The sequence below is a fragment of the Rhizobium zaerense genome, assembly GCF_051810725.1.
GTDB classification, from domain to species: domain Bacteria; phylum Pseudomonadota; class Alphaproteobacteria; order Rhizobiales; family Rhizobiaceae; genus Rhizobium; species Rhizobium leguminosarum_I.
Genome location: NZ_CM132690.1, coordinates 1,571,461 through 1,584,273, shown reverse-complemented (window position 1 = coordinate 1,584,273; position 12,813 = coordinate 1,571,461). Strand labels below are relative to the sequence as shown.

The window sequence follows — 12,813 nt, the reverse complement described above, 5'->3', positions numbered from 1 at the left end:
TTCAATTCCTGACAGCCGGCTTCAGCAGGTCCTCGAGGCCGATGCGGCGGAACAATTCCGCCCGGACACGGTCGGCAACGCCGTTGACGATCTCCGCGCCGTCCTCGGACGGATCGATATGGACGCGGAACGGCCTCTTACCGAAGGGCTTGCCGACGACATCGACGATGGCGGCGGCTACCGCGCCGGCATCGGCATCGGCCGGTTCAAGCGCTGCCAGGCCCCGCAGCGCCTGCTCGGGCACACCCTTGTAGGGTCCGTCATTGTATTCGGCGGCGCGGGCAGTATCATCCGGCGAGCCGAAATGGGCGAAATGGTTGGTGCCCTTGGTGAAGGCGCCAGGCACGATGATCGAGGTCTCGATGCCCCAGCGGGTAAGCTCGCCGGCATAGGAGACGGCAAGTGAATCCATCGCCGCCTTGGCGGCGAAATAGGGCGAGAGATAGGGAGGCGTGCCGCCGCGGCTGCTCGACGACGATACCCAGACCACCAGGCCCATGCCCTGATTGCGCAGATAGGGGAGTGCCGCACGGTTGACGCGCTGGGTGGATAGCACGTTGATGTCGAAGAGCTCGGCGAACTGTTCCGGCGTGAAGGCTTCGGCCGGGCCGAAGGACATATGGCCGGCATTGTGCATGATCACGTCGAGACGGCCTGCATCAGCGACGATCCTGGCGATACCCGATACGACCGACGCGTCGGAGGCGACATCGAGTTCGACGCTGCGCAGATCGACGTTGTTGTCCTTGGCGAAAGTCGCAGCATCGGCGACGGCGGCAGCGTTGCGGCCTTCCGTGGCGCGCATGCCGGCATAGACGGTGTGGCCCGCCTTGGCGAGGGCGCGGGCAGTAAGAGCACCGAAACCGCTGGAAGCGCCTGTTATGACGATGATTTGCTTGCTCATGATCCTATTCCTTCTGGGTTCGATTGGGGTTGATTGAAGTGGAGCTTGAGTTGGTGGCGGCCTCGGGACCGCTGCCGGACTTTCGTCAGATCACGCCGCCATTGGCGCGTAGCGTCTGGCCGTTGACCCAGCCGCCGTCCGGGCCGGCAAGAAAGGCAACCGCAGCGGCGATGTCTTCCGGTGTGCCGAGACGTTCCATCGGGTTCATTTTCGCCATGCGGGCGATGAGTTCGTCCGACTTGCCGTTGAGGAAAAGGTCGGTGGCCACAGGACCGGGCGCGATGGCGTTGACGGTGATATCGCGGCCGCGCATTTCCTTGGCCATAATCGCCGTCAGCGTTTCCACGGCAGCCTTGGTAGCGGCGTAGACGCCGTAGGTTTCGAGCTTCAGGCCAACGACGGATGTCGAGAAGTTGATGACCCGGCCGCCGTCACGCAGACGCTTGGCGGCTTCCCTGAGCGTATTGAAGGTGCCTTTGAGGTTGACGTTGATCTGGCGATCGAAATTAACGTCGTCGGCTTCGGCAAGAGAAGACAGCATCATGATCCCGGCATTGTTAACGAGCACATCGACGCCGCCGAAGGCGGTTTCCGCGGCTTCGAACATGTGGCGGACGGCTTCGGCATCGCCGACATCGGCTTTCGCCGTCAGTGCCTTGCCGCCGGCCTGCTCGATCTCCTGCGCCAGTTCCTCGGCCGGAGCGGCGCTGCCGGAATAGTTGATGACGACGGTGAAACCGTCCTTGGCGAGGCGTCGGGCGACTGCCGCGCCAATGCCGCGGGAAGCGCCAGTCACCAGTGCGACCTTGTTTTCGTTGCTGGCCATTTTCGTTCTCCTTCAGGAATGCGCCGCAGCGCGTTTTCGATGAGGAGAAGATGCCGCTTTTCTACACGCGGATAATCGGGCATAATCCAGCATCACTATCCGGGAATGACGAACAAACAAGATGGACAGATTTGATGCCATGCGGGTCTTCTGCCGCGTCGTGGAACGGCGCAGCTTTACTCTTGCGGCCGAAGATACCGGCCTGCCGCGCTCGACCGTCACCGATGCAGTAAAACAGCTCGAAGCCCGTCTCGGCGTGCGCCTGCTTCAGCGTACGACGCGTCATGTCAGCCCGACGCTCGACGGCGAAGCCTATTACCAGCGCTGCCTGTCGATCCTCGCCGATATCGAGGAAGCCGAAGGCGCCTTTGCCGGCGCCAAACCGAAGGGCATGCTGCGCGTCGATGTGCACGGCACGCTTGCCCGCCATTTCGTGCTGCCGAGCCTGCCGTCCTTCCTGGAGACCTATCCTGACATCGAATTCTACATGAGCGAGGGCGACCGACTAGTCGACCTGGTGCGCGAGGGCATTGACTGCGTGCTGCGCGTCGGCACGCCTCAGGACAGCGACATGGTCGCCCGGAGCGTCGCCATGCTCGATGAGGTGACCCTCGCGTCACCCGCCTATATCGCCCGTCACGGCCAGCCGCAGCATCCGGACCGGCTTGCCGGCCATCGCATGGTCGGCTTCCGCTCCAGCGGCACCGGCAGTCTGCTGCCGCTCGAATTTATCGTCGACGGCGCAGTAGCCAACATCGGCATTCCGGCGACCGTCGCCGTCAATGCCGCCGAAAGCTATATATCAGCGGCCAGGCTGGGCCTCGGCATGATCCAGATCCCGCGCTATCACGCTGAAAAGGATCTGGCCGAAGGCACGCTGGTCCAAGTGCTGCCGGATTTTCCGCCGACGCAAACACCGGTGTCCCTGCTCTATCCCCGTAACCGACAGCTTTCGCCGCGCGTGCGCGTCTTCATCGACTGGCTGGTGAAGGTCTTCGCTCGACAAAATTCTGAAAACGCGCTTCACTAAAATGCGCTTTGCTAATATGAGCGCCCTCGGAGAACGGCCATGGCACTCAACGATATCACCGTCTACCAAACGGAGGACGGCTTCGTTGTCGAATTCGGCGGCGAAGGCGAAGACAGAATTGCCGTGACGCTGCGCAGCACGCCTGAACTGACGCCGGAAAACGCCGTCTTGCGGGCCAAGGCCCTGCTTGCCGCAGCAATCGAACCTGCCCATGGCGACGGCACGCGCAGCAAGGATCCCGCTTTGCTTGAGGAAGAGCTGGAGGAGGGTCTGGAAGATACCTTCCCGGCGAGCGACCCGGTCTCGGTCACATCCTCCTCGATCCCGATGCGCGATCCGAATGCCGGCCGCTGATCCCTGTCGCGCAAACGTATGAAACGGTTTTGGGATGACGCCAAGCGCGCTGAATGTTATCTGCATCGATCATGACCGATGGTGGAACGATCTCAGGTGCGATTGGCGTCGGCACCCTTGCGAGCGAAAGCCTCAGGAAATTTTTCGAGCGCGATGCGATCACCGTCTCTCGCGACCTGCTCGGCTGCCATCTGACCGTGGATGGCGTCGGCGGACGCATCACCGAGACCGAAGCCTATTTTCCCGATGACGAGGCCTCGCACAGCTTCCGCGGCCCGACCAAGCGCAACGGCGCCATGTACGGCAAACCGGGCAATGTCTATATCTACCGCATCTACGGCATGTACTGGTGCCTGAATTTCGTCTGCCATCCGGGCTCGGCTGCCCTCATCCGCGCCCTGGAGCCGGAAACGGGAATCCCTGTGATGATGGAGCGGCGCGGCACCGACATGCTGACGGCGCTCTGCAGCGGTCCCGGCAAGCTCTGCCAGGCGCTCGGCATCGATATCGCGATCAATGACAGGCTGCTCGATCGCTCGCCCTATGCGATTGCGCCGTCAACACCCGTGCCGATCATCTCGGGAAAACGCATCGGCATCACCAAAAATGCCGAAGCACCATGGCGCTTCGGCATTCAGGGATCGCGTTATCTCAGCAAGCCGTTCCGCTGATCATTCCATCACCGCGCTGTGGTCGGCCGCAGGTGCTGCCTTCGGCTTGCGCAGCAATAACACCAGCGGGATGACCGCAAGCGACATCAGCATCAGCAGTTTGAAATCGTCCATATAGGCGATGATCGTCGATTGCAGCGTGATGATTTCGTTGAGCGAAGCGCGGCCGGCAGCCGTCAGCGGGCTTAGCCCCTGTGCCGCTACCGCGTTGAAGGCGTGATTGAACGGCGTCACATAGGCTGCGATCGATTCGTGATTGCTCTGTGTGTTTTCGACGATCAGCGCCGAGACGATCGAGATGCCGACCGACGAGCCGATGTTTCGCGACAGGTTATAGAGGCCGGTGCCGTCGCCGCGCATATGGGCGGGCAGCGTGGCAAAGGCGATCGTCGTCAGCGGCACGAACAGGAAGCCGAGGCCGGCGCCCTGGATGAAACCGACGGAGACGATCGTCCATTGTGAGACATCGGGCGTCCAGCCGGTCATGTCGTACATCGCCCAGGCGGTAAGACCGAGCCCGAGCACCAGCAGCAAGCGCGTATCGACCTTGCCGATTAGCCGTCCGACGATGAACATGCAGAGCATGGTGCCAAGCCCACGCGGCCCCATGACGATGCCGGCGGTGATCACGGGATAGCCCATCAGCGTTTGCAGATAGGGCGTCATCAGCGCCAGCGAGGCGAGATAGGTGACGCCGATCACGAAGATGAAGATCATGCTGATCGAGAAATTCTGATCGAGAAACAACTTCGGGTTCACGAAGGATTTCTCTGCCGTCAGCGTGTGCACGACCAGCAGATAGAAAGCGGCAGCGCAGATCAGCGCCTCGATGACGATCTCGCCCGAGGAGAACCAGTCGAGCTGCTCGCCGCGGTCGAGAAAGAGCTGCAGCGCGGCAATACCGAGGCTCATCATCCCGAAGCCGAACCAGTCCAGCTTGGCAAGCAGATCCCTCTTGGTCTCGGTGACGAAGACGACGATGCCCATGAAGGCCAGTGCCCCGATCGGCACGTTGATATAAAACACCCAGCGCCAGCTGATATTGTCGGTCAACCAGCCGCCGATGACAGGCCCAAGCACTGGCCCGACCATGACCGAGACGCCGAAAAGGGCCATGGCCGAGCCGCGCTCCTCGACGGTATAGATATCGAGGAGGATGCCCTGGGAAAGTGGCACCAGCGATGCGCCGAACAGGCCCTGCATCAGGCGGAAGGCGACGATCTGGTTCAGTGATTGCGCCAGGCCGCAGAGAACGGAAGCAACCACGAAACCGACGATGGCGACGAGCAGCACGCGTTTGCGACCGAACTTGGCGGCAAGAAAGCCCGACGGCGGCGTCATGATTGCCGCCGCGACGATATAGGAGGTCAGGACCCAGTTGATCTGGTCGGCGGAGGCCGACACGCTGCCCTGGATATAGGGCAGCGCCACGTTGGCGATCGTCGTGTCCAGCGCCTGCATGATGACGGCGAGAATGACGCAGGCCGTGATCGCACCGCGATTGGCAATCGGCGTCGCCGGAGAAGCGGAAGTGTTACTCATGATCCTTGCCCTGAGGCCGACCCAGAAGCTTGTTGACGAAATCAGGCAGGCCGCGGGCATGGCCGGTCTCGACATCGACCACCGTGCTCATGCCGACGCGCAGCGGCGGCTTGCCGTGGGTCTCATCGATACTGACTCGCATCGGAATGCGCTGGACGACCTTCACCCAATTGCCCGTGGTATTCTGCGCCGGCAGCAGCGAGAAGCTGGAGCCGGAGGCCGGGCTGATGCTCTCGACTTTGCCCTTCCATGTGACGCCGGGATAGGTGTCGATATAGATATCGGCCGTCTGGCCGGGTTTGACGTAGGTGAGCTCGGTTTCCTTCGGGCTGGCGGCGATCCACAGGTGGTCGGTGGCAACAAGCGAAAACGCCTGCTGCGAAGCCTGCAGATAGGAGCCGACCTGCAGCGCGTTGACATTGGTGACGATGCCGTCGAACGGCGCCTTGACGACGCTGTGGTCGAGTTCGCGCTGGGCATTGTCGACATTCGACTTGGCCTGCAGGTAGAGCGGGTTCTCCTCGAGCGGCTGATCGGCGGAGCCGCCGAGCTGGGCAAGCGTGGTTGCGGCTTCCGCCTTGGCGACGGTCACCTTCTGCTCAGCGGCTTCGAGATTGTGCTTGGCCTCGTCATAGGCCGAGCGGGTCGCGCCGCCGCTGGTCACCAGGTTCTGCTGACGGTCGAATTCCTCCTGGTAATAGGGAATATCGGCCTCGGCCTGGGTGATCTCGGCCAGCGACTGCTGATAGCTTGCCTTGAGGTTCATGATCTGGTTGCGCTGGACGCCCAGCTGGGCCTCGGCGCCGGCAAGCGCGATCTTGAAGGAATCGGCCCTGAGGCTGAAGAGCACTTGCCCCGCCTTGACCGCCTCGTTCTCATGCACGTTGATCTGGTCGACGATGCCTGAGACATCGGTGGTAAGCCCGACCATATCGGCCTGGATATAGGCGTTGTCGGTCGACATCACCTGACCGCCATTGACGTAATAATAACCACCGACGACGAGCGCCACCGGCAGCAATGCAAACAGGATCGGCCGCGTGAGACTGCGCCGGCGGCGGACCTTGTTGCCGCCAGGCGCAGCCACGGCGGCAGCCGGCGCTGAATTGGATGAAGGCGCTTCGGCTACCGTTTCCTGCTGTTTCGCTTCGTTTTCTTCGACAGGAGTCTTGGTCTTGGCATTGGCGTCGGCAACGACGCGGAGGGGGGATTGATCAGCCATCGTTCGTCTCATTCTCGTCAACCGGGCTCCGGCATGCCTGAACCAGGTTCGTCTTCATTACGGATAGGATGTGGAAAAGCAGCTCGCGCTGTTCTGGCGAAACGCCTTGCAACGCTTCTGCGCGGGTGGTGTCGCCGAGCTCGCGCATTTCGGCGAGCAACGGGTGCGCCTCGTCGCGCATGTAGAGCAGCCAGATGCGCCGGTCGGTCGGGTGCTGGCGGCGCTCAATCAGCCCGCGCTCGGCGAGCTTGTCGAGAATGCGCACCAGCGTGATCGGCTCGACTTCGAGGATTTCGGCAAGGCCGCCCTGATGGATACCCTCGTTATTCGAGAGATAGGCAAGCGTCTGCCATTGCGACCGAGTCAGCCCAAGGCACTTCGCGCGCTGCTCGAACCGCTTGCGCAGCAGCCGCGCGACGTCGTGGAGAAGGAAACCGAGGGTCGGAGTGGCGTTCATGAAAACCTGTGACCGTTATTTATAAGCATACTTATAATATCGGTAGATATATTGAGCATGTACGCTGCACAAGGGCATGGATGGCAGATTCAACGGAAGCGGCCAAAATGCCGCAGACCAGCTCCGTCCCTATTTCTGCGGTAGGTACAGCCTCCGGAGGAGGCGCGGCGCGCCGCCCCCGACGAGATCGACGATGATGCCCCTCACATGCTGGAACAGGAGTTCGACTGGGGCCGAACTCGCGCGCTGCTACCCCGGGAGAGACGAGATCGTCGAGAGCGGATGCCCTCCCGTGACGTTTTGATGGATTCCGGAATCGTTACCAATTGGCATTTGCAATTTTTCGTCGCTGCCGTTTATAGTCCAATTCCATAGGGTTACGATTTTTCCGATGTGCATTGCGTGCCGGCCTTCCTTTTCCAAGGGATTGAATGCCGGGGGAATCACGGGGGCAAAGGCCCTCATTCAAAGCAGCAAGACATGAACAGCATCACTTCATCTTGAGGTTGGCGGCAGTGAATCGGCCGTCGAGATTGGAGGACCGGTATGACTTACGCGCTTCGACAGATGGTGGTGCTTGGCTGTATTGCCGCATTCATGCCTCTCCCCGCGCTGGCCCAGAGCGCTCCGCCGCCCCCGCCGGTCACCGTCGCCAAGCCTGTCGTGCGCGATGTCGTCGACAGCGACGAGTTCATCGGCCGTTTCGAGCCCGTCGACGAAGTCTCCGTCCGTTCGCGCGTCGGTGGTTACCTGGAGGAAATCCATTTCCAGGACGGCGCCCTGGTCAAGCAGGGCGATCTGCTCTTCGTCATCGACCAGCGGCCGTTCGTCACCGCGCTTAATCAGGCAAAGGCGGCACTCGAAGCCTCGCAATCCGCCCTGGTCTTTGCCGATGCGCAGTATAAGCGCGCGCAATCGCTTGCTTCGAGCGGCAGCCAATCGGCGCAGACGCTGGACGATCGCCGCCGCGAATTCGATTCGGCTGAGGCCAATGTCCGCGGCGCCCAGGCTGCCGCCGATCGCGCATCTCTCGACATGGAATATACCGAAATCAAAGCGCCGCTCAGCGGCCGCATCGACCGCCGCCTGATCTCCGCCGGCAACCTCGTGCAAACCGACCAGACCATTCTCACGACGATCGTTTCTCTCGACCCGATCGATTTCTATTTCGACGTCGATGAGCGCCGCCTGCTGAATTTTGCCGACACGGCCCGCAAGCTGGGCAAGGATCTCCAGCAGGGCGGTGGCGGACTGGATGTATCCGTCACGATCTCCGATCCCAATGCCAAGCCATTCAAAGGAAAGCTCGATTTCGCCGAAAATCGGGTCGACAATGAGAGCGGCACCATTCGTCTGCGTGCCCGCTTCCCCAACCCCGATCTCGTCCTTCAGCCCGGCCTCTTCGGTCGCATACAGGTCGAAGCCTCGAACACCTACCAGGCCATTCTCGTGCCCGACGAGGCGATCGGCTCGGACCAGAATGAGCGCGTCGTTTATGTCGTCGCCGAAGACGGCACGGTGTCGACCAAGCCCGTAAGGCCTGGGCCGAGGCTCTACGGCTACCGCATCATACGCGAGGGCCTCGATGGCACCGAGACGATCATTGTCAACGGCCTGATGCGCGCCCGACCGGGTGCAAAGATTACGCCTCACATGACCGAACTGCCGCAGGAGCGGCAGGACACTGCGCCCGAAACCGCCGGCGCGGAGAGCGGACAATGAGATTTGCTCATTTTTTCGTGGACCGACCGATCTTTGCGGCCGTCATCTCGATCCTGCTTCTCGTCGTCGGTGGCATTGCCTATACGCAATTGCCGGTATCGCAGTATCCGGAGATAGCGCCGCCGACCATCGTCGTGCGCACCTCTTATCCGGGTGCCGACCCGCAGACGATCGCCGATACCGTTTCAACGCCGCTTGAACAACAGATCAACGGCGTCGAAGACATGCTTTATATGTCTTCTTACTCCAGCGCCGACGGCGCCATGTCACTGACGATCACCTTCAAGCTCGGCACTGATCTCGACAAGGTCCAGGTGCTCGTCCAAAACCGCGTTTCCATCGCCCTTCCCCGTCTTCCCGAAGAAGTCCAGCGGCTTGGGGTGACCACCGACAAAAGCTCGCCGGATCTGATGATGGTCGTGCACCTGCTGTCGCCGTCGCACCGCTATGACCAGCTTTACGTCTCGAATTACGCCCGCAACCGCATACGCGACGTTCTCGTGCGCCTTGACGGCGTCGGCGACGTGCAGATCTTCGGCGAGCGCCAGTATTCGATGCGAATCTGGCTGGATCCGGAAAAGCTCTCCGCTTACGGGATGACATCCGACGACGTCGTCTCCGCGTTGAGAGACCAGAACGTTCAGGTATCAGGCGGCAAGATCGGTGCCCCACCCGTCACCGGCAAGAATGCATTCGAATATACGGTGCGAACGGACGGCCGCTTCTCCGACGTGCGCGAGTTCCGGTATGTCATTGTGAAATCGACGACATCGGGCCGGCTCGTGCAGTTGCAGGATGTCGCCCGGATAGAACTCGGCGCACAGGATTACGTCACTAACAGTTATCTCAACAACGATCCTGCAGTTGCTCTCGGCATCTTCGCCCGGCCGGGAACCAACGCCTTGGACACGGCCCATCAAGTCCAGACGCTGATGAAGGACATATCCCAGAATTTCCCGCCGGGTCTGGAATATCGTATCGTCTACGACACGACTGAATTCATCTCGGATTCGATCACCGAGGTCTATAGAACCATCGCCGAAGCGGCCATCCTGGTGGCAATCGTCGTTCTTGTCTTCCTGCAATCCTGGCGAACCGCGATCATCCCGATCATTGCCATCCCGGTGTCGCTGATCGGCACCTTTGCCGTGCTGCTCGCCTTCGGCTTCTCGCTCAACATGCTCACCCTGTTCGGCCTCGTGCTGGCGATCGGTATCGTCGTTGACGACGCGATCGTGGTGGTGGAAAACGTCGAGCGCAATCTGGCACGCGGCATGACGCCGAAGCAGGCGTCCCATGTCACGATGGACGAAGTCGGAACCGCCGTCGTCGCCATCTCGCTGGTGCTGATCGCCGTGTTCGTGCCGACAGCCTTCATTCCAGGCATTTCTGGCCAGTTCTACAGGCAGTTCGCGGTCACGATCTCCGTCACCACTGCAATTTCCGCATTGAATTCGCTCACACTGTCGCCCGCGCTCGCAGGCATATTGCTGAAAACCCATGACCATGAAACCAAGCGCACGAATGTCGCATCCCGACTGGGAAGAGGGCTTGCAGACGGCTTCAATCATGGATTCGATCGGCTGAGTTCCGGCTATTCGTGGACCGTTCGGCATCTGGTCAGCAGCTGGGTTGGGTTGACAGCCGCAATGGTCACCTTCGTCTGTCTGCTGGGAGCAACCTGGTACATGGGCACGAAAGTTCCCGCGGGCTTTATCCCGACCATGGACCAGGGTTACGCCATCATCGTCATACAGCTACCGGACGGCGCCTCGCTCGCGCGTACCGATGCCGTCGTCAAGCAGGTGGGCGATATCGCCCGCACCGTGCCTGGCGTCGGCAATGCCGTGCAATTTGCCGGCTTCAGCGGAGCGACATTCACCAATGCCTCGAATGCCGGCGTCGTCTTCGTCCCGTTCAAGTCCTTCGCCGAACGTGAAGAAGGCGGGGAGAACGCCAACAAGATCATCGGCGAGCTTTACGGCAAGCTGCAAAGCATTCAGGAAGCCTTCATCATTGCCATCCCGCCGCCATCCGTGCGTGGCGTCGGCAATTCCGGCGGCTTCAAGATGCAGATTTCCGATCTCGAAAACGCCGACATGACGCGCGTGCTCGGCCTCGCCCGCCAGATGATGGGTGCGGCGGCAACGACCGAGGGGCTGACTGGCGTCTTTACGACATTCTCCGATGCAAGCCCGCAATATTTCCTGGCGATCGACCGCGACAAGGCACGTTTCCTGAATGTGCCGATTCCCAATATCTTCAACGCCCTTTCCATCAATCTTGGCGTCGCCTACGTCAACGATTTCAATGCGTTCGGCCGCGTCTACCAGGTTCGCGCCCAAGCCGACCGGCAATACCGCATGGACCGGGAAGATATCCTCGCCCTCAAGGTCCGGTCGGCGACCGGGGCGCTGGTTCCGCTTGGAACCTTGATGGACATCCAGGATGCCAGCGGCCCGGCGCTTGTCCAACGCTACAACATGTATGTCTCGGTACCGCTTCAGGGCAATCCGACGCCGGGCACGTCGACGGGCGATGCCATCGCCAAGATGGAGGCCTTAGCAGCCAAGATCCTGCCGCAGGGGACCACCTTCGAATGGACGGAACTTGCCTATCAGGAGACCCACACCGGCAACACCGCCATCTATATCTTCGCCCTGTCCGTCGTCTTCGTCTTCCTGGCGCTGGCGGCACAATATGAAAGCTGGGTTCTGCCGCTCGCGATCATTCTCATCGTCCCGCTGGCGGTGCTCGCGGCGCTGATCGGGGTCTCGCTGAGGGGAATGGACAACAATGTCCTGACCCAGATCGGCCTGATCGTCCTGATCGGCCTTGCCGCCAAGAACGCCATTCTGATTGTCGAGTTCGCCAGGCAGGCGGAAGACGAGGGCAAATCGCCGGTAGAGGCGGCCATCGAGGCCAGCCATCTTCGCCTGCGCCCGATCCTGATGACGGCATTCGCCTTCATCTTCGGTGTTCTGCCGCTTGCGATCGCCACCGGCCCCGGCGCAGAAATGCGCCAGTCGCTCGGCACCGCCGTCTTCTCGGGCATGCTCGGCGTGACGATCTTCGGCCTGTTTCTGACGCCGGTCTTTTACGTCGTGCTGCGCGGTTGGCGCCGCAAGCGGCCGGCCACTGTAGAGCCAGCGAAGACGGAGCCGGTTGAGCAAGGGGTCGTCTGACACGACCCCACCGGCAGGAGAAACGGAAGTCAGGTCGAAAACAGATGCACTTGGCCTTGCCACAGGCGGGCGACGGTGAGCTTGCCGCTGCGATAGGCGCGCGTATCGAGATTGAGCCGCCTCGGCCGTATGTCGGGTTCATCGTTCGGCGTGTGACCGTGAACGACGAGTTTCGGCAACGGCACCCGGCTTTCGAGAAACCGCTGGCGGATGAGGACCAGATCCTCGTCCGTCTGCTCGCTGAGCGGCAGCTTCGGATTGATGCCCGCATGCACGAAAATCACGTTCGGGGTCTCCAGCAGGACGGGCATCGCCCGCATGAAATCGATATGCGTGCGCGGCAGCGACTGGCGGATGAAGGCATCAAGCTTCGCGCCGGAGGGAAAGACCAACGGCAGGTGCTCCGGATCGAGGCCATAGGATTTGAGCGACTCCGCCGACCCCATCTGCATCCAATCGTCATAGGAGGTCCAGCCGTCGATATAGTCGAGCATGGCGACTTCGTGATTGCCGGCAAGGCAGATGCGATCGAATCCATCAGGCGGCGGCTCCATCAGGTGGTCAATGACCTGGGACGATTCCGGGCCGCGGTCGATATAGTCCCCGAGCGTGACGATCAGCTTGCGCCCGGGCAACTGCGCGCCATCACGCAGGATCGCCTCCTCGGCCTTCACAAGCAGATCATACCGACCGTGAATGTCGCCGATCGCATAGGTTGGGATAGCGGCAATATCCAGCGTCAGACGCGGTCTCGGCTGGCGTGCCATTTTCGAAACCTCGCTGTTGCGAGCACGAGAGTCGCTCATCATATTTCTCGATAGCCCTGGTTCACCGTAAGTAGAGTGAAGGACAACGCAATCAAGCTGGTAAGAAAATTCAAAGCTTTCGGGTTTTGTAGAA

General features: G+C 61.1%; 11 protein-coding genes. 5 read left to right on the top strand and 6 right to left on the bottom strand.

What is annotated here, in order from left to right:
- Position 1: 1 nt before the first annotated feature.
- Entirely contained in the window at positions 2–904 is a 903-nt protein-coding gene (locus ACS4RR_RS07510; protein WP_456189916.1) for an SDR family NAD(P)-dependent oxidoreductase, read from the bottom strand.
- Between the two features lie 85 nt (positions 905–989).
- Positions 990–1,730 (bottom strand): SDR family oxidoreductase, encoded by a 741-nt coding sequence (locus ACS4RR_RS07505; protein WP_456189915.1) that lies wholly within the window; start codon positions 1,728–1,730, stop codon positions 990–992.
- Positions 1,731–1,851: 121 nt separating this feature from the next.
- Here ACS4RR_RS07505 and ACS4RR_RS07500 point away from each other — a divergent pair, with 121 nt between their 5' ends.
- From ACS4RR_RS07500 to ACS4RR_RS07490, 3 genes are read left to right on the top strand one after another with little or no spacing between them, the layout of a single operon-like run.
- Positions 1,852–2,760 carry a LysR family transcriptional regulator gene (locus ACS4RR_RS07500; protein ID WP_260109296.1) on the top strand — a complete coding sequence of 303 codons (909 nt, stop codon included), beginning with the start codon at positions 1,852–1,854 and terminating at the stop codon, positions 2,758–2,760.
- Positions 2,761–2,799: 39 nt separating this feature from the next.
- Positions 2,800–3,114 (top strand): hypothetical protein, encoded by a 315-nt coding sequence (locus ACS4RR_RS07495; RefSeq protein WP_260109297.1) that lies wholly within the window; start codon positions 2,800–2,802, stop codon positions 3,112–3,114.
- A 53-nt stretch (positions 3,115–3,167) separates the two neighbouring features.
- Complete coding sequence (locus ACS4RR_RS07490) at positions 3,168–3,785, top strand: DNA-3-methyladenine glycosylase (RefSeq protein ID WP_260109298.1); 618 nt, start codon at positions 3,168–3,170, stop codon at positions 3,783–3,785.
- On the opposite strand, the gene ACS4RR_RS07485 is transcribed toward ACS4RR_RS07490, so the two are convergent.
- Genes ACS4RR_RS07485 through ACS4RR_RS07475 form a run of 3 tightly spaced genes read right to left on the bottom strand, consistent with a single transcriptional unit; the run spans position 3,786 to position 7,006 of the window.
- Complete coding sequence (locus ACS4RR_RS07485) at positions 3,786–5,327, bottom strand: DHA2 family efflux MFS transporter permease subunit (protein ID WP_260109299.1); 1,542 nt, start codon at positions 5,325–5,327, stop codon at positions 3,786–3,788. It lies immediately after the preceding gene.
- Complete coding sequence (locus ACS4RR_RS07480) at positions 5,320–6,549, bottom strand: HlyD family secretion protein (protein ID WP_162117931.1); 1,230 nt, start codon at positions 6,547–6,549, stop codon at positions 5,320–5,322. The genes ACS4RR_RS07485 and ACS4RR_RS07480 overlap by 8 nt, the downstream gene beginning before the upstream one ends.
- Positions 6,542–7,006: a MarR family winged helix-turn-helix transcriptional regulator gene (locus tag ACS4RR_RS07475; RefSeq protein ID WP_003562008.1), complete on the bottom strand. Its 465-nt coding sequence runs from the start codon at positions 7,004–7,006 to the stop codon at positions 6,542–6,544. The genes ACS4RR_RS07480 and ACS4RR_RS07475 overlap by 8 nt, the downstream gene beginning before the upstream one ends.
- Positions 7,007–7,552: 546 nt before the next feature.
- On the opposite strand from ACS4RR_RS07475, the gene ACS4RR_RS07470 reads away from it, so the two are divergent.
- Both ACS4RR_RS07470 and ACS4RR_RS07465 read left to right on the top strand, forming a co-directional pair.
- Positions 7,553–8,728, top strand: coding sequence for an efflux RND transporter periplasmic adaptor subunit (locus ACS4RR_RS07470; protein WP_017965872.1), 1,176 nt, complete (start codon positions 7,553–7,555; stop codon positions 8,726–8,728).
- Positions 8,725–11,913, top strand: coding sequence for an efflux RND transporter permease subunit (locus tag ACS4RR_RS07465; RefSeq protein ID WP_456189914.1), 3,189 nt, complete (start codon positions 8,725–8,727; stop codon positions 11,911–11,913). Before ACS4RR_RS07470 ends, ACS4RR_RS07465 begins: the two co-directional genes overlap by 4 nt.
- 29 nt (positions 11,914–11,942) lie before the next feature.
- Here ACS4RR_RS07465 and ACS4RR_RS07460 read toward each other — a convergent pair whose 3' ends face one another.
- Positions 11,943–12,719, bottom strand: coding sequence for a metallophosphoesterase family protein (locus ACS4RR_RS07460; RefSeq protein ID WP_170257943.1), 777 nt, complete (start codon positions 12,717–12,719; stop codon positions 11,943–11,945).
- Between the last annotated feature and the right edge of the window lie 94 nt (positions 12,720–12,813).